General features: G+C 66.5%; 14 protein-coding genes. All 14 read right to left on the bottom strand.

The window, feature by feature from the left end:
* Positions 1-891 carry a ubiquinol oxidase subunit II gene (gene cyoA, locus U4012_RS14235; protein ID WP_044846826.1) on the bottom strand — a complete coding sequence of 297 codons (891 nt, stop codon included), beginning with the start codon at positions 889-891 and terminating at the stop codon, positions 1-3.
* Positions 892-1,531: 640 nt separating this feature from the next.
* On the bottom strand, positions 1,532-2,299 hold the full coding sequence (locus U4012_RS14240) for an enoyl-CoA hydratase (protein ID WP_321799346.1): 768 nt from the start codon (positions 2,297-2,299) through the stop codon (positions 1,532-1,534).
* A gap of 90 nt (positions 2,300-2,389) precedes the next feature.
* The gene (locus U4012_RS14245; protein ID WP_321799348.1) at positions 2,390-3,589 is read right to left on the bottom strand and encodes an acetyl-CoA C-acyltransferase; all 1,200 of its coding nucleotides are present in this window, start codon (positions 3,587-3,589) and stop codon (positions 2,390-2,392) included.
* A gap of 25 nt (positions 3,590-3,614) precedes the next feature.
* Positions 3,615-6,050 (bottom strand): 3-hydroxyacyl-CoA dehydrogenase/enoyl-CoA hydratase family protein, encoded by a 2,436-nt coding sequence (locus U4012_RS14250; protein ID WP_321799350.1) that lies wholly within the window; start codon positions 6,048-6,050, stop codon positions 3,615-3,617.
* Between the two features lie 113 nt (positions 6,051-6,163).
* The gene (locus U4012_RS14255) at positions 6,164-7,951 is read right to left on the bottom strand and encodes an acyl-CoA dehydrogenase C-terminal domain-containing protein (RefSeq protein ID WP_044846830.1); all 1,788 of its coding nucleotides are present in this window, start codon (positions 7,949-7,951) and stop codon (positions 6,164-6,166) included.
* A 57-nt stretch (positions 7,952-8,008) separates the two neighbouring features.
* Entirely contained in the window at positions 8,009-8,608 is a 600-nt protein-coding gene (locus U4012_RS14260; RefSeq protein ID WP_006751498.1) for a TetR/AcrR family transcriptional regulator, read from the bottom strand.
* 199 nt (positions 8,609-8,807) lie between these two features.
* Entirely contained in the window at positions 8,808-10,082 is a 1,275-nt protein-coding gene (gene clsB / locus U4012_RS14265) for a cardiolipin synthase ClsB (RefSeq protein WP_044846831.1), read from the bottom strand.
* Positions 10,079-10,573, bottom strand: coding sequence for a dihydroneopterin triphosphate diphosphatase (gene nudB / locus U4012_RS14270; RefSeq protein WP_044846843.1), 495 nt, complete (start codon positions 10,571-10,573; stop codon positions 10,079-10,081). The genes clsB and nudB overlap by 4 nt, the downstream gene beginning before the upstream one ends.
* A 155-nt stretch (positions 10,574-10,728) precedes the next feature.
* Positions 10,729-12,531 (bottom strand): aspartate--tRNA ligase, encoded by a 1,803-nt coding sequence (gene aspS / locus U4012_RS14275; protein ID WP_044846832.1) that lies wholly within the window; start codon positions 12,529-12,531, stop codon positions 10,729-10,731.
* A gap of 67 nt (positions 12,532-12,598) precedes the next feature.
* The gene (locus U4012_RS14280) at positions 12,599-13,249 is read right to left on the bottom strand and encodes a DUF502 domain-containing protein (protein WP_027785397.1); all 651 of its coding nucleotides are present in this window, start codon (positions 13,247-13,249) and stop codon (positions 12,599-12,601) included.
* 61 nt (positions 13,250-13,310) lie between these two features.
* A complete protein-coding gene (locus U4012_RS14285) occupies positions 13,311-13,655 on the bottom strand; it encodes an FmdB family zinc ribbon protein (protein ID WP_044846833.1) in 345 nt (114 codons plus the stop codon).
* A 95-nt stretch (positions 13,656-13,750) separates the two neighbouring features.
* On the bottom strand, positions 13,751-14,377 hold the full coding sequence (locus U4012_RS14290) for an SAM-dependent methyltransferase (protein WP_321799356.1): 627 nt from the start codon (positions 14,375-14,377) through the stop codon (positions 13,751-13,753).
* Positions 14,378-14,394: 17 nt separating this feature from the next.
* On the bottom strand, positions 14,395-15,972 hold the full coding sequence (ubiB, locus tag U4012_RS14295; protein ID WP_044846835.1) for a ubiquinone biosynthesis regulatory protein kinase UbiB: 1,578 nt from the start codon (positions 15,970-15,972) through the stop codon (positions 14,395-14,397).
* A gap of 12 nt (positions 15,973-15,984) precedes the next feature.
* A complete protein-coding gene (locus U4012_RS14300; RefSeq protein WP_044846836.1) occupies positions 15,985-16,611 on the bottom strand; it encodes an SCP2 domain-containing protein in 627 nt (208 codons plus the stop codon).
* Positions 16,612-16,632 lie beyond the last annotated feature (21 nt).

The following is a 16,632-nucleotide window of genomic DNA, read 5'->3' on the forward strand; positions in this document are numbered from 1 at the left end:
TTACCCCTTCGTCGTGCAGGCGGCGTCCTTCGGGTCGAGGACGTGGCCGTTGTTGTATTTCGCGATGATGTTGTGGAACAGCTTCGGGTCGACCGACGAGAAATAGCGCACGGGCGCCTTCTCGCCCGGCTGCGCGACCGTGCCGTACGCGGTCATGTCGAGCCGGTCGGACGACGCCTTCACCTTCCGCACCCACGCATCGAACTGCTCGCGCGGCTCGGCGAGCGTGCGGAACTTCATGTCGGAGAAGCCTCGGCCGCTGTAGTTGGCGGACACGCCTGCGTAGTCGCCCGCCTCGTCGGCGATCAGGTGCAGGCGCGTCTGCATGCCGGCCATCGCATAGACCTGGCTGCCAAGCTGCGGGATGAAGAACGAGTTCATCACCGAGTCGGACGTGATGCGGAAATTCACCGGCGTGCCGACCGGAATCGCGAGCTGGTTCACCGACGCGATGCCGAGTTCCGGATAGATGAACAGCCACTTCCAGTCGAGCGCGACGACCTCGACATTGATCGGCTTGACCGACGATTCGATCGGCTTGTACGGGTCGAGCTCGTGCGTCGTCCGCCACGTGAGCACGCCGAGGAACAGGATGATCAGCGTCGGCACCGTCCAGATCACGACCTCGATCGCGGTCGAGTGCGACCAGTTCGGCGCATAGGCGGCGTTGCGGTTCGATGCGCGGTAACGCCATGCGAACCACAGCGTGAGCAGGATCACCGGAATGACGACGATCAGCATCGCCCACGTCGCTGTCGCGATCAGCGATTTTTCCGCGACGCCCACCGCGCCCTTCGGATCGAGCACGTGAAGGTCGCTGCATCCGGCGAGTCCAGCCAGCAGCCCGATGACGGGTGCCGCACGCGCCCCGCCGGTGATTCGTCCGATCATTGTTCGTTCGCCTGATTGTCGTTGAGAAGAACCGCTGGCCGCACGCCGCCATCGCGCGACGCATCCGGCCGCGGCGACCTGTGCGCGAACTGTACGGAAAATTGCCGCAGTGCAACTTGACGGGGGACAAGGTTTGCCGAGGTGAGTCGGAACTGCCCTGAGGGGTGGGCGCTGGGGCTAGGCTAGGCTCGGCTAGGCTAGGCTAGGCTAGGCTAGGCTGGGCTGGGCTGGGCTGGGCTGGGCTGGGCTGGGCTGAGGCTGGGCTGAGGCTGGGCTGAGGCGGGCTGAGGCTGGGCTGGGGCTGCGGCTGGCGATGGCCTGCGGCAAAACGGTCACCGGGCCTTCTCTCAAGCGTCGCGAATAGCAGGCACTAACGGGACGGAAAGCATGACGGCGCTGCGCCGCAACATGAGGGGCGCCGGCGCGAATTGCGAGGCGGTCTCGGCGGCGGAACTGCAGCGGATGCGGGAACGAGGAACACCACGAGAACGCATGGCGATTCAGAATCGAGCCGACCCGCCGCTTGATGCGTCGGCCACGAGGGCCAAACGCACGCCACGCGACGAGCAGCGCGCGGACGCACGCGTTGCCGCACCGGACGGCCAAGGCGTCCGGCGCAGCGAAGCGCCTGCGCCCCGTATCAGTCGAACTGACGGAAATCCGGCCTGCGCTTCTCAAAGAACGCCGTCATCGCCTCGCGCGCTTCCGGCGCGCGCAGCATCGCGGAGAAATGGCCGGCTTCCTCGCTCATCCGCGCGGCCACGGCCACCCCGCCCGTCTCCTTCAGCAGCGCCTTCGTCACGCGCAGCGACGACGCCGGCAGTGCCGCGAGCTTCGCGGCCTGCTTCGCCGCGAATGCGTCGAGTTCGGCGGCCGGCAGCACGCGATTGACGATGCCGATGCGATGCGCTTCCAGCGCGTCGAACGCTTCGCCGAGCAGCAGCTTTTCAGCAGCGACCTGATGGCCGGCCAGACGCGGCAGCAGCACGCTCGACGCGGCTTCCGGGCACAGCCCGAGCTGCGCGAAAGGCAGCGAGAACGTCGCGGTGTCGGCCGCGTAGACGAGATCGCAGTGCAGCAGCATCGTCACGCCGACGCCGACCGCGACGCCCGGCACCGCGGCCACGATCGGCTTGGTCGCGCCGCTGATCCGCGCGAGGAACTGGAACACCGACGCGTTCTCGTCCTTCGGCGGCGTCTTCAGGAAATCCTCGAGATCGTTCCCCGCGCTGAAGTTGCCGTCGCTGCCGCGCAGCAGGATCACGCGGATCGCCTTGTCTTCCTGCGCGTCGGCGAGCGCATCGGCCATCGTCTGGTACATCGCCGCCGTCAGCGCGTTCTTCTTCGCCGGGCGCGCGATCGTGATCGTCAGCACGCCGTCGGCGCGTTCCACTTGAATTTCGGCCACAACCGTCTCCTTTGACTTTCCTCTTCCGGAATGAAAAACGGTGCGCAAGCCCGTGGCTCGCGCACCGTGATCGCTACTGTCCCGCTCCGCTTACAGGCGTTCGATGATGCCCGCCGCACCCATGCCGGTGCCGACGCACATCGTGACCATCCCGTACTTCAGGTTGCGGCGGCGCAGGCCGTGCACGACGGTCGCCGCGCGGATCGCGCCGGTCGCGCCGAGCGGATGGCCGAGCGCGATCGCACCGCCGACCGGGTTGACCTTCGACGGGTCGAGGCCGAGATCGCGGATCACCGCCAGCGACTGCGCGGCGAATGCCTCGTTCAGTTCGATCCAGTCGAGATCGTCCTGCTTCAGGCCCGCGGCCTTCAGCGCGGCCGGAATCGCTTCCTTCGGCCCGATGCCCATGATTTCCGGCGGCACGCCGCGCACCGCGAAGCTCACGAAGCGCGCGAGCGGCGTCAGGTTGAATTCCTTCAGCACCTTCTCCGACACGACGAGCAGCGCGCCCGCGCCGTCCGACGTCTGCGAGCTGTTGCCGGCCGTGACCGAGCCCTTGTTCGCGAACACCGTGCGCAGCTTCGCGAGGCCTTCGAGCGTCGTATCCGCGCGCGGACCTTCGTCCAGCCTGATCTCGCGCGTCTTCACGTCGACCTCACCCGTCGCGAGGTTCGGGAAACGCTCGGTGATCGTGTACGCGGCGATTTCGTCGCCGAACTCGCCGGCCTGCTGCGCGGCGAGCGCCTTGCGGTGCGATTCGACCGAGAACGCGTCCTGGTCTTCGCGGCTCACCTTCCACTGCTCGGCGACGCGCTCGGCGGTCAGGCCCATCCCGTACGCAATGCCGAAATCCTCGCTGCGATCGAAGATATGCGGCGACATCGACGGCTTGTTGCCCATCATCGGCACCATGCTCATCGATTCGCAGCCACCCGCGAAGATCGCGTCCGATTCGCCGACGCGGATGCGGTCCGCCGCCATTGCCAGCGCCGTGATGCCCGACGCGCAGAAGCGGTTGACCGTCACGCCGCCGACCGTCTGCGGCAGGCCGGCGAGCAGCGCGCCCATGCGGGCGACGTTCAGGCCCTGCTCGGCTTCCGGGATCGCGCAGCCGATGATCGCGTCCTCGATCACTTTCGTGTCGAGGCCGGGCACCTGCGCGACTGCCGACTTGATCGCGTGAACCAGCAGCTCGTCGGGGCGCGTGTTCTTGAAGACACCGCGCGGGGCCTTGCCGATCGGGGTGCGGCTGGCGGCGACGATGTATGCGTCTTGCAGTTGTTTGCTCATTTCAGACTCCTTGTCGTCTGCTCGCTCAGTTACGCACCGGCTTGCCGGTCTGCAACATGCCCATGATCCGTTCCTGCGTCTTCTGCGTGCCGAGCAGCTCGACGAACGCGCGACGCTCGAGCGCGAGCAGCCACTCTTCGTCGACGAGGCTGCCGGCTTCGACGTCGCCGCCGCACACGGCTTCGGCGATGCGGCTCGCGATCAGGTAGTCGTGGTCGCTGATGAAGCGGCCGTCACGCATGTTGACGAGCGATGCCTTGATCGTCGCGATCGCCGAGCGGCCTGCGACCGGCACGTCCTTCGCGCGCAGCGGTGCGCGGTAGCCGACGGCGGCCAGCGCACGCGCTTCCTTCTTCGCGGTGTCGAGCAGTTCGAACACGTTGAAAACGATCGTGTCGGACGGCTTCAGATACCCCATCGCGCGCGCATCGTGCGCCGACGACGACACCTTCGCCATCGCCGCGTTCTCGAACGACTTCGTGACGAACTTCAGGATGTCGGTGGTCGCGTTCGCGGCCGTGGCCGCCTCCGCCGCGCGCAGCGCCGCTTCCTTCAGGCCGCCGCCCGCCGGCACGAGGCCGACGCCCACTTCGACGAGACCGATGTAGCTCTCGACGTGCACGACGCGCTTCGCGCTGTGCAGCATCAGCTCGCAGCCGCCGCCGAGCGCGATGCCCGATACGGCCGCGACGACCGGCACGTTCGCGTACTTCACGCGCAGCATGCCTTCCTGGAACTTCTTCACGAACGGCTCGATGCCCTTCGCGCCGCCCATCATGAACGCGGGCATCGCCTCTTCGAGGTTCGCGCCGGCCGAGAACGGGCCGCCCGGCGTGCCGAGCTTCAGCGACGTCGGCTGCCAGATCACCACGCCCTTGTAATCCTTCTCCGCGAGTTCGATCGCCTGCACGAGGCCGTCGATCACGCTCGGTCCGATCGTGTTCATCTTCGACTTGAACGACACGATCACGACGTCGTCTTCACCGGCACGATCATCGACCCATGCGCGCACCGTGTCGGTTTCGAACAGCGTCTTGCCGTACGTCTTCGGATCGGCGCCGGCTTCGCCGACGAGCGGCGCGCGGAACACCTGCTTGCCGTAGACGGCCAGGTCCGAACGCGGCACGAAGCGCTTCGACGCCGGCGCCCACGAGCCTTCGGCCGTGTGCACGCCGCCCTTCTCTGCAACCGCGCCTTCGAGCACCCACGACGGCAGCGGCACGTTCGCGAGCGCCTTGCCGGCCGCGATGTCTTCCTGCACCCACTCGGCGACCTGCTTCCAGCCGGCGGCCTGCCAGCCTTCGAACGGGCCTTCGTTCCAGCCGAAGCCCCAGCGGATCGCGAGGTCGACGTCGCGCGCGTTGTCGGCGATCGACTCGAGATGCACGCCGATGTAGTGGAACACGTCGCGGAAGATCGACCACAGGAACTGCGCGTGCGGATGGTCCGTCTCGCGCAGCAGCTTCAGGCGTTCCGCCGGCGGGCGCTTCAGGATGCGGCCGACAGTTTCGTCCGCCTTCGCGCCCGAATCCACGTAGGTGCCCGTCTTCGCGTCGAGCACCTTGATCGCCTTGCCTTCCTTCTTGTAGAAGCCGCCGCCCGTCTTCTGGCCGAGCGCGCCCTGCTTCACCAGTTCGGCGAGCACGGCGGGCGTCTGGTAGACCGGGAAGAACGGATCGTCGGCGAGGTTGTCCTGCATCGTCTTGATCACGTGCGCCATCGTGTCGAGGCCGACCACGTCCGCGGTGCGGAACGTCGCCGACTTCGCGCGGCCGAGGCGGCTGCCCGTCAGGTCGTCGACTTCGTCGAAGCGCAGGCCGAACTTCGCGGCCTCGGTGATCACCGCGAGGATCGAGAAGATGCCGACGCGGTTCGCGATGAAGTTCGGCGTGTCCTTCGCGCGCACGACGCCCTTGCCGACGATGCTCGTCAGGAAGGTTTCGAGCTGGTCGAGGATCTCCGGACGCGTATGCGCGGTCGGGATCAGCTCGACGAGGTGCATGTAGCGCGGCGGGTTGAAGAAGTGCACGCCGCAGAAGCGCGACTTCAGCTCGTCCGAGAATCCTTCGGACAGCTTGGTGATCGACAGGCCCGACGTGTTGGTCGCGAAGATCGCGTTCGGTGCGATGTGCGGCGCGACCTTCTTGTACAGGTCGTGCTTCCAGTCCATCCGCTCGGCGATCGCCTCGATCACGACGTCGCACTCGGCGAGCTTCGCGATGTCGTCCTCGTAGTTCGCGGCTTCGAGGTATTTCGCGTCGTCCTTCACGCCGAACGGCGCGGGCGACAGCTTCTTCAGGTTCTCGATCGCCTTCAGCGCGATCGCGTTTTTCGGGCCTTCCTTGGCGGGCAGGTCGAACAGCAGCACCGGCACGCGCGCGTTGACGAGGTGCGCGGCGATCTGCGCGCCCATCACGCCGGCGCCCAGCACGGCGACCTTGCGAATCAGGAAATTGCTCACGGGATGTCTCCGGATAGTGTCGTGCAGCGCGGGTTGTGAGGGCTGCACGGCGAAGTGAGTACCAGGAACCGTTGGGTTCGGGCGGCGCGCGGCGCGCACCGCCCGGACTCGCGTCAGAACAGCGATTCGTCGACTTCCATCAGCGTCTTCGAACCGGCGCGCGCGGCGCGGATCGTCGCGGCCGTTTCGGGCAGCAGACGCGCGAAATAGAAGCGGGCCGTCGCGAGCTTCGACTTGTAGAACGGGTCGCCCGACGCTTCCTTGTCGAGCGCGAGACGCGCCATGCGCGCCCAGAAGTACGAGAACACCAGGTGGCCGACGGTGCGCAGGTACGGCACGGCGGCGGCGCCGACTTCGTCCGGGTTCTGCATCGCCTTCATGCCGATTTCCATCGTCAGCTTCTGCACCTTGTCGCCGATGTCGGCGAGCGGGTTGATGAACTCGGCCATCTCCGGCTTCACGCCTTCGGCTTCCGCGAATTCGGTGACGAGCTTGCCGAACTTCTTCAGCTTCGCGCCCATGTCGCCGAGCACCTTGCGGCCCAGCAGGTCGAGCGACTGGATCGAGTTCGTGCCTTCGTAGATCATGTTGATCCGCGCGTCGCGCACGTACTGCTCCATGCCCCACTCGGAGATGAAGCCGTGGCCGCCGTAGATCTGCATCGCGTGGTTGGTCGACTCGAACGCGTTGTCGGTCAGGAACGCCTTGATGATCGGCGTGAGCAGCGCGACGAGGTCGGCCGCTTCCTTGCGCACCGCTTCGTCACCGTGCGACAGCTCCTTGTCGATCTGCAGCGCGGACCAGTACGTGAACGCGCGCGCGCCTTCCGCGTAGGCCTTCTGCGTGAGCAGCATGCGGCGCACGTCCGGGTGCACGATGATCGGATCGGCCGGCTTGTCCGGTGCCTTCGGGCCCGTCAGCGAGCGCATCTGCAGGCGTTCCTTCGCGTACGTCAGCGAGTTCTGGTACGCAACTTCCGTGAGGCCGAGGCCCTGCATGCCGACGCCAAGGCGCGCGGCGTTCATCATCACGAACATCGCGTTCAAGCCCTTGTTCGGCTCGCCGACCATCCAGCCCTTCGCGTTGTCGAGGTTCATCACGCACGTCGAGTTGCCGTGGATGCCCATCTTGTGTTCGATCGAGCCGCACTTGATGCCGTTGCGCTCGCCCGGCTCGCCCGCGGCGTCCGGAATGAACTTCGGCACGATGAACAGCGAGATCCCCTTCGTGCCTTGCGGCGCGTCCGGCAGGCGCGCGAGCACGAGATGGACGATGTTCTTCGACATGTCGTGCTCGCCGCTCGAGATGAAGATCTTCGTGCCGCTGATCGAGTACGAGCCGTCGCCGTTCGGTTCGGCCTTGGTGCGCAGGATGCCGAGGTCGGTGCCGCAGTGCGGCTCGGTCAGGCACATCGTGCCCGTCCATTCGCCCGACACGAGCTTCGGCAGATACTGTTTCTGGAGCTCCGGCGCGCCGTGCGCGTGCAGGCATTCGTACGCGCCGTGCGACAGGCCCGGATACATCGTCCATGCCTGGTTCGCCGAGTTCAGCATTTCGTAGAGCGCGTTGTTCACGAACGCGGGCAGGCCCTGGCCGCCGTAGTCCGGATCGCAGCCGAGCGCCGGCCAGCCGGCCTCGACGTACTGCCGATACGCTTCCTTGAAGCCGGTCGGGGTCTTCACGACGCCGTCGCCTTCATACGTGCAGCCTTCGCGGTCGCCGACCTGGTTCAGCGGGAACAGTACCTCGGAGCAGAACTTGCCCGCCTCCTCGAGGACCTGGTTGATCGTGTCGGCGTCGAGGTCCGCATGCCGCGGCATTTGCTTGACCTCGGCCTCGACATTCAGAAGCTCGTGCAACACGAATTGCATGTCGCGCAGCGGCGCGGCGTACTGTCCCATGACTCTCTCCAAAGGTGGGCAAACGGCTCGAGCTCCTGGCGGGCGGATCACGCGCCGCTAACGGCTCTCGCTCTGATACGAAACGATCGTCTTTTCCAGCGCGGCCCACGTGAGGCGCACGGCATCCGGCGAATGCAGGAATCGTGCGTCGTGATGCAGGCCGAGCGTGAAGCTGTACAGCTCGAAGAGCATCAGGTCCGGATCGGTATCCGCACGCAGATGGCCTTCTTCCTTCGCCTGCGAAATGGCACGCAGCATCGCGGCACGCCAGGCCGTCACGCTCGCGATCAACTGCTCGCGCACCGGGCTGTCAGGCCGGTCGTCGTACTCGACCGCACCGCTGATGTAGATGCATCCGGTCGTCACCTCCTGGATGCGCTTCTCCGTCCAGCGGGCCAGCATCGCCCGAAGGCGCGGCAAGCCTCGCGGCTCGCGCAGGCTCGGAAAGAACACCTCGTTCTCGAAACGATGGTGATACTCGCGGACGACCTCGACCTGCAGGTCCTCGCGCGATCCGAAGTGCGCGAACACACCGCTCTTGCTCATCTGCATGCGCTCGGCCAGCAGGCCGATCGTCAGCCCCTCCAGCCCGTCACGGCTGGCGAGGTCCAAAGCAGCTTCGAGTATCGCGGCACGCGTCTGTTCGCCTTTTCGCATAGCTATTTCTGTAACCGTTCGGGGGTTCGAATAAAATCGAACGGCCGTACTATTATTGAGTGCGGCCGCTCGCGAAAACAAGGAAATTATTAGAAACCGGTGTCTAACCGAGCCGCTATTTTGCGCGATTCCGGAGGACCGGAGCGGCTTTTCCGCACGAACGTGCGGACAGATTGATGAAGCGGATGCTGAATCCGTGTCAGTCGTAACCGCCGACCGTCAGCGCCTTCATCACGAGGCGGTACGTGTTGTATGCGAGCCAGTTCAGCATACGCTCGATGCGCGGCCGTGCGGCGTACCGGGCGGCATCGATTTCGCGGCCTTCGGAGAAGGCGGCCGCGATCGCGTCGCGCAGCTGGTTCGTGACCGCATCGTAGCGCACCAGCACGACGTTCGCCTCATTGTTCAGCATCAGGCTCAGCGCGTCCAGGTTCGACGAGCCGACGGTCGCCCAGTTGTCGTCGATCACGGCCACCTTGCCGTGCAGCATCGTCTTGTCGTATTCCGCCACGCGCACGCCCGCGCGCAGCAGCGCGTGATACAGGAACGGCACGGCCGTATCGAGCGCCGCGAATTCCTTGCGGCCGATCAGGATCCGCACGTCGACGCCGCGACGTGCCGCGCCGGTCAGCGCGCGGCGCAGCTTGCGGCCCGGCATGAAGTACGGATTCGCGAGCAGGATCCGCTGGCGCGCCTGGCCAATCGCGGCGAGATACGCCTTCTCGATCGCGCGGCGGTTCACGACGTTGTCGCGCGCGACGAACGCGACGCTCGGCTCGGTCACGACCCGCAGCGCACCGGCCTTGATCCAGCGGTGGCTGCGCATCCAGCGCCGGAACATGTCTGGAAACGCCTCGCCGCCGTGCAGCCCCGCCGCGTACTGCGCGTACGGCTTGTGGCCGAACTGGATCCGGTGCCACTGCAGCTCGAACGCGGCGCGCACGTCCGACACCGCCGGCCCCGCCATCTCGACCGCGAAATCCCAGCGCGGAAACGGCAGCGTTGCGCTGCCCTGCGTGAAGTCGTCGACGATGTTGATGCCGCCGCAGAACGCGACCGCATGATCGATCACCGCGAGCTTGCGGTGCGTGCGCGAGAAGCCGAAGCGGCCGAACAGGTAGCGGTTGTAGATGCAATGCTCGACGCCGGCCTCGGCCCACGTGTCGAACAGCGGCAGGCGCGCGGTGCCGATGCCGTCGGTGATCACGCGCACGCGCACGCCGCGCTGCGCCGCGCGGATCAGCGCATCCGACACCGGCCGGCCGGCCGCATCGTCGCAGAAGATGTAGGTTTCGAGCATTACCTGCTCGCGCGCCGCATCGATCCGTTCGATCAGCGCGAGGAAGAATTCGTTGCCGGTCTCGCAGAGCCGTACCGTGTTGCCGGCCGTGAACGCGAGCCGCGACGCGGAGCCGCGCTCCTGCAGGAACATCTGCCGCAATTGCGCGAAGCGCTTGCGGGTTTCCGCATTCATGCGGACGAGCCGTGCGGTGCCCGCGCGAGCGACACGCGCACGGGCAATTGCAGGATCGCCTCGGCATTCGACGGCGAGAAGCAGCGCGCGGCCGCTTCGCGGAACGGCAGCCACGCGTAGTCGACGTGCTCGCGCGGCGACAGCGTCACGTCGACGCGATGCGGCACGCACAGGCCGAACCAGTGCTCGACGTTGCGCGTGACGCCCGGCGCATAGCGATGCAGGTATTGCGGATAGATCGCGTATTCGATCCGGTGGTGCCAGTCGACCAGCGCGGTGGCCGGCACGTCGTGCGACCCGACCGCGATGCCGGTTTCCTCGGCGACCTCGCGTGCGGCCGTGAGCGCGAGCGGCTCGTCGGGCGCGTCCTTCGAGCCGGTCACCGATTGCCAGAAATCGGGCTGGTCGGCACGCTTGATCACCAGCACGTCGAGTTCGGGCGTGTAGATCACGACGAGAACGGATTCGGGGATTTTCGGCGGCTTCGTCATCTTGGTTTCATGCGGCACAGGGCCGTGCGTCGGGCCTGTGCCCGAACGTGCGGCAAGTGCTGCGACTGTACCGCAAAAAACGAAAAAGGCGCACCAGGCGCCTTCTTCGTTGGGCGTCGTGCGCGCGTCGCCGCGCACACGATCGTTGACAAGCGTTACGCCTTCGGCTGTTCCGGCTGACGCAGACGGATGTGCAGTTCGCGCAGCTGACGCTCGTCGACCGGGCTCGGCGCCTGCGTGAGCAGATCCTGCGCACGCTGCGTCTTCGGGAACGCGATCACGTCGCGGATCGAGTCGGCACCGGCCATCATCGTGACGATGCGGTCGAGACCGAACGCGATACCGCCGTGCGGCGGCGCGCCGTACTGCAGCGCGTCGAGCAGGAAGCCGAACTTCAGTTGCGCTTCTTCCGCGCCGATCTTCAGCGCGCGGAATACCTTGCTCTGCACTTCCTCGCGGTGGATACGCACCGAGCCGCCGCCGATTTCCCAGCCGTTCAGCACCATGTCGTAGGCCTTCGCGAGGCAACGGCCCGGGTCGGTCTCGAGGTACTCGAGGTGTTCGTCCTTCGGGCTGGTGAACGGGTGGTGTGCCGCGACGTAGCGCGCATCTTCGTCGTCGTATTCGAACATCGGGAAGTCGACGACCCACAGCGGCTTCCAGCCGGCCTGGACGAGACCGTTCGCCTTGCCGAATTCCGAATGGCCGATCTTCAGGCGCAGCGCGCCGAGGCTGTCGTTGACGACCTTCGCGCGGTCGGCCGCGAAGAAGATGATGTCGCCGTCTTCAGCGCCGGTGCGCTCGAGGATCGCCGCGATCGAGGCGTCGTGCAGGTTCTTGACGATCGGGCTTTGCAGGCCGTCGCGGCCCTTCGCCTTTTCGTTGACCTTGATCCACGCGAGGCCCTTCGCGCCGTAGATGCGCACGAATTCCGTGTAGCCGTCGATGTCGCCGCGCGACAGCTCGCCGCCCTTCGGCACGCGCAGCGCCGCAACACGGCCGTCCTTCGCGTTGGCCGGCGTGCTGAACACCTTGAAGTCGACGTCCTTCATCGCGTCGGTCAGCTCGGTGAATTCGAGCTGCACGCGCAGGTCCGGCTTGTCCGAGCCGAAACGCGCCATCGCTTCCGAGTACGGCATCACCGGGAATTTCGCGTCGAGTTCGACGTCGATCGTCGTCTTGAAGATGTGACGGATCATGTCTTCGAACAGGTCGCGAATTTCCTGCTCGCCGAGGAACGACGTCTCGCAGTCGATCTGCGTGAATTCCGGCTGACGATCGGCGCGGAGGTCCTCGTCGCGGAAGCACTTGGTGATCTGGTAGTAACGGTCGAAGTTCGCGACCATCAGCAGCTGCTTGAACAGCTGCGGCGACTGCGGCAGCGCGAAGAACTGGCCCGCGTTCACGCGCGACGGCACGAGGTAGTCGCGCGCGCCTTCCGGCGTGCTCTTCGTCAGCATCGGCGTTTCGATGTCGATGAAGCCCTGCTCGTCGAGGTACTTGCGCGCTTCGATCGCGACACGGTAGCGCAGGCGCAGGTTGTGCTGCATCTGCGGACGGCGCAGGTCGAGCACGCGGTGCGTGAGGCGCGTCGTTTCCGACAGGTTGTCGTCGTCGAGCTGGAACGGCGGCGTGACCGACGCGTTCAGCACGATCAGCTCATGACACAGCACTTCGATCTTGCCGCTCTTCAGGCCGGCGTTGACCGTGCCTTCCGGACGGTTGCGCACGAGACCCTTGATCTGCACGCAGAACTCGTTGCGCACGCCTTCGGCGGTCGCGAACATTTCCGCGCGATCGGGGTCGCACACCACCTGCACGAGGCCTTCACGATCGCGCAGGTCGATGAAGATCACACCGCCGTGATCGCGGCGGCGCTGCACCCAGCCGCACAGCGACACGGTTTGGCCCAGCAGGTGTTCGGTCACGAGACCGCAGTATTCAGTACGCATCGACATGATGTTTGCTTTCGTTCGGTTTGATCAACGGGCGCCGCAACGCGCGGCCCGGGCGATGATTCTTTACTTACAGCGGCGGCTCGACGGGACGGCGGGCGGGCGCCGGAGCCGGCGCCGAAGGCGCCACGACGCCCATCGAGACGATGTACTTGAGCGCGGCATCGACCGACATGTCGAGTTCGATGACTTCGCTCTTCGGCAGCATCAGGAAGAAGCCCGACGTCGGGTTCGGCGTCGTGGGCACGTACACGCTCACGTACTCTTCCGTCAGATGGTTGACCACGTCGCCGCCGGGCGCGCCGGTCAGAAACGCGATCGTATACGAGCCGCGGCGCGGGTATTCGATCAGGAGCGCCTTGCGGAACGCATTGCCGCTGCTCGACAGCAGCGTGTCCGACACCTGCTTGACGCTCGTGTAGATCGGCCCGACGACCGGGATGTGACGCACGACCGCGTTCCACCACGTGACGAGCTTCTGGCCGATGAAGTTCTGCGTGGCCAGCCCGACGACGAAGATGAACGCGAGCGTCAGCACCGCGCCGATCCCCGGCAGATGGAAGCCGAGCATCCGCTCCGGCTGCCACGATTCGGGCAGGAGCAGCAGCGTCTGATCCATCGTACCGATGATGAGGCCGAGCACCCACAGCGTGATCGCGAGCGGGACGAGAACCAGCAGGCCGGTCAGAAACACCGTTTTCAGGGTCGTCTTTTTCATCATCTGCCGTCAATGAACCGCGCCGGAAGCGCGGGTTGGTCGCGACCCGGCCGGGCCGCGACGGTCAACTGCCGGCGGCGGGCGCTGCGGCCGGGGCCGGCGCGGCGCTCGTCGTCGTACTTTCGGAACCCGACGCAGCGGGCGCGGCTGCCGCCGGCGCCGCGGCGGCCGGTGCTGCCGTGCCCGTGTCGCCTGACGCCGTCGCCGGCGCGCTGGTGCCGCCCGAGCCACCGCGGAAATCGGTGACATACCAGCCGGAGCCCTTCAGCTGGAAGCCGGCGGCGGTAACCTGCTTGCGAAAAGCATCCTTCCCGCATTCGGGGCACTGCGACAGCGGCGCGTCGCTCATCTTCTGGAGCACGTCCTTCGCGAAACCGCACGCTTCGCATCGATAGGCGTAGATCGGCATGATATTTTTCCCGCAGAAACTGGAAACGGCTTGCAAAACCTTGAATTATATCCGAAACCCCGGCGCACTCCGGCAACGGCCGCGACGCGCGGGCTTCAGCGACGGCGCCATGTGAGCCAGCGCTCGTTTCCGTCGAACACGGCCAGCGAATCGGTCACCGGCAGATCATCGATCAGCTCGAAGTGCGGCGCGAGCAGCGCATCCAGTTCGGCCCGCTCGATGCCGAACGGCGGCCCCTTCGGTTTCTTCGTCACGAAGAAATACCCGGCCAGCAGCGCACCGGCGGGCAGCAGTTCGGCCATCCGCGTCGCGTAACGGGCGCGCAGGCTCGGCGGCAGCGCGCACAGGAACGCGCGCTCGTACACCCACTGCACGTCGAACGGCGGCCGGTACGTGAAGAAATCGGCCTGCTCGACGACGTCCGCGTGCGCGCCGAGCTGCGCCTTCGCAGCCGCCACCGCCTGCGCGGCGAAATCGATCGCGCGCACGGGCCAGCCGGCCTGCGCGAGCCAGCCGGCTTCCTGCGCACTGCCGCAGCCGGGGATCAGCACCGCGCACGGCTCGTGCCGCTGCGCAAACGCGCGAAACCCGTCCGGCACGCCGCCGAATTCCCACGGCGTCACGCCGCGTGCGAAACGCTCGTCCCAGAACGCGGCATTGCCGGGGTCGCGCGTCGCGAAATCGGCGGCGCGCGGCGCGGACGGTTGTTTCGGTTCGGACATCGCTCCGGCCCCTTCGGTCACGCGCCGTACGCGAGCGCAAGCAGCACGCGCGCGACGAGCGCCCCGACGCCGACGGCAAGACCGAAGATCAGCAAGGCCTGCATCAGCCGGTTGGTCCGTTTCTGCTCGATGAGGATCTGGCGCATCAGGTCCTCGCTCGCCGCGCGCGGCGCATCGTGGCGCGCCGCCATCGCGTGGTGGATCAGCCGCGGCAGTTGCGGCAGCGTCTTGCTCCACTGCGGCGCCTCGACCTTGAAGCGCTCGTACCAGCCGCGCAGGCCGATCTGCTCGGTCATCCAGCGCTCGAGATACGGCTTCGCGGTCTTCCACAGGTCGAGTTCGGGATCGAGCGAACGGCCGAGCCCCTCGACATTCAGCATCGTCTTCTGCAGCAGCACGAGCTGCGGCTGGATCTCGACGTTGAAGCGGCGCGACGTCGAGAACAGGCGCATCAGCACCTGGCCGAGCGAGATGTCCTTCAGCGCGCGGTCGAAATACGGCTCGCACACCGCGCGGATCGCGCTTTCGAGCTCCTCGACGCGCGTCTCCGGCGGCACCCAGCCCGATTCGAGGTGCAGCGTCGCGACGCGGTGGTAATCGCGCTTGAAGAACGCGAGGAAGTTCTGCGCGAGGTAGTTCTTGTCGAAATCGGACAACGCGCCGACGATCCCGAAATCGAGCGCGATATAGCGGCCGAACGTGTTCGGATCGAGGCTCACCTGGATGTTGCCCGGGTGCATGTCCGCGTGAAAGAAACCGTCGCGAAACACCTGCGTGAAGAAGATCTCGACGCCTTCGCGCGCGAGCTTCTTGATGTCGACGCCGGCCGCGCGCAGCGTCTCGACCTGGCTGATCGGCACGCCGGTCATGCGCTCCATCACGAGCACCTGCGACGTCGAGAAATCCCAGAACATCTCGGGCACGAGCAGCAGGTCGAGGCCCGCGAAGTTGCGGCGCAGCTGGCTGCCGTTCGCGGCCTCGCGCATCAGGTCGAGCTCGTCGTGCAGGTACTTGTCGAATTCGGCGACGACTTCGCGCGGCTTCAGGCGCCGGCCGTCGGCCCACATGCGCTCCGTCCACGTCGCGATGTCGCGCATCAGCGCGAGGTCGGAATCGATCACCGGCAGCATGTTCGGGCGCAGCACCTTGACCGCGACGGCCTTGCCCGCGTGCACGCCCTGCTTCAGCTTCGCGAAATGCACCTGCGCGATCGACGCGCTCGCGACCGGCTCGCGCTCGAATTCGTCGAACAGCTCGTCGACCGGCGCGCCGAGCGACTTCTCGATGATCGCGATCGCCACCGCGGAATCGAACGGCGGCACCTGGTCCTGCAGCTTCGCGAGTTCGTTCGCGAAATCGACCGACAGCAGGTCGCGGCGCGTCGACAGCACCTGGCCGAACTTCACGAAGATCGGGCCGAGGCTTTCGAGCGCGTGACGCAGCCGCACGGCGGGCGGATCGGAAAAGCGGCGGCCGATCGTCGTGATCCGCAGCAGCAGCTTCACGCGCCGGTCGTCGATCCGGGACAGCATCACTTCGTCGAGGCCAAAGCGGATGACGGTGTAGACAATCTTGATGAAACGGAAAATGCGCATGCCCTGCGGCCCTCAGTGCGCGCCGCGCGGGCCGGAGCCCGTGCGCGCGCCGATTTTTTGTTCGAGTCGCTCGACCCGCTTTTCGACCCGCGCGAGCGCATCGCGCGCCCGCGCCAGTTCGGCGTCGAAGCCGCCGAGCACCGTGCGTCGGACGACTTGCGGGTTCTCGTCGAGCAAGTACTCGGCGACGGAATCGAGCACGTTGCGGCCGGTGCGGCGCGCGCGCGCGCCGGCGTCGCGCACGACCGTCGCGATCCGGTACGCCGCCGCGTCGCCGACCAGCTTCGCGAGATCTTCCTCAGGTTCCCAGCGCAGGTGCTCGGCCAGCTTCGCGATCTGGGTCGCGAACTCGGCGTCGCCCTCGATCTTCACGTGCTTCATCACGGCCGCCTGGCCGCCCTGCAGGAATGCGGCGACCGTGTCGCCCGCGAGCGCGATCGACACGTCGACGTGTTGCGCATCGTGCGCTTCCACCGCGGACAGGTAGCCGTCGGGCTGCACGAGCAGCGTGAGCGTGACGGGCGGCACGTCGAGCCGGGCAGTCTTGCCCGCGTAAGGGATCAGGCGATCGCGCGCCCACGATTCGCGCGCGAGCAGGTGATTGACAGCAGCAGCAAAAGGCTTGGCGGCAAAGGTCATCGGGCTGGGAAAGAAAAAACC

This window comes from Burkholderia sp. BCC1988, assembly GCF_905339895.1.
Taxonomy (GTDB): domain Bacteria; phylum Pseudomonadota; class Gammaproteobacteria; order Burkholderiales; family Burkholderiaceae; genus Burkholderia.

What these genes read in the sequence shown, in the direction of transcription:
- cyoA (WP_044846826.1), bottom strand. Translation starts at nt 891, where the DNA reads ATGATCGGACGAATCACCGGCGGGGCGCGTGCGGCACCCGTCATCGGG.
- U4012_RS14245 (WP_321799348.1), bottom strand. Translation starts at nt 3,589, where the DNA reads ATGAGCAAACAACTGCAAGACGCATACATCGTCGCCGCCAGCCGCACC.
- U4012_RS14255 (WP_044846830.1), bottom strand. Translation starts at nt 7,951, where the DNA reads ATGGGACAGTACGCCGCGCCGCTGCGCGACATGCAATTCGTGTTGCAC.
- U4012_RS14260 (WP_006751498.1), bottom strand. Translation starts at nt 8,608, where the DNA reads ATGCGAAAAGGCGAACAGACGCGTGCCGCGATACTCGAAGCTGCTTTG.
- clsB (WP_044846831.1), bottom strand. Translation starts at nt 10,082, where the DNA reads ATGAATGCGGAAACCCGCAAGCGCTTCGCGCAATTGCGGCAGATGTTC.
- nudB (WP_044846843.1), bottom strand. Translation starts at nt 10,573, where the DNA reads ATGACGAAGCCGCCGAAAATCCCCGAATCCGTTCTCGTCGTGATCTAC.
- aspS (WP_044846832.1), bottom strand. Translation starts at nt 12,531, where the DNA reads ATGTCGATGCGTACTGAATACTGCGGTCTCGTGACCGAACACCTGCTG.
- U4012_RS14280 (WP_027785397.1), bottom strand. Translation starts at nt 13,249, where the DNA reads ATGATGAAAAAGACGACCCTGAAAACGGTGTTTCTGACCGGCCTGCTG.
- U4012_RS14285 (WP_044846833.1), bottom strand. Translation starts at nt 13,655, where the DNA reads ATGCCGATCTACGCCTATCGATGCGAAGCGTGCGGTTTCGCGAAGGAC.
- U4012_RS14290 (WP_321799356.1), bottom strand. Translation starts at nt 14,377, where the DNA reads ATGTCCGAACCGAAACAACCGTCCGCGCCGCGCGCCGCCGATTTCGCG.
- ubiB (WP_044846835.1), bottom strand. Translation starts at nt 15,972, where the DNA reads ATGCGCATTTTCCGTTTCATCAAGATTGTCTACACCGTCATCCGCTTT.
- U4012_RS14300 (WP_044846836.1), bottom strand. Translation starts at nt 16,611, where the DNA reads ATGACCTTTGCCGCCAAGCCTTTTGCTGCTGCTGTCAATCACCTGCTC.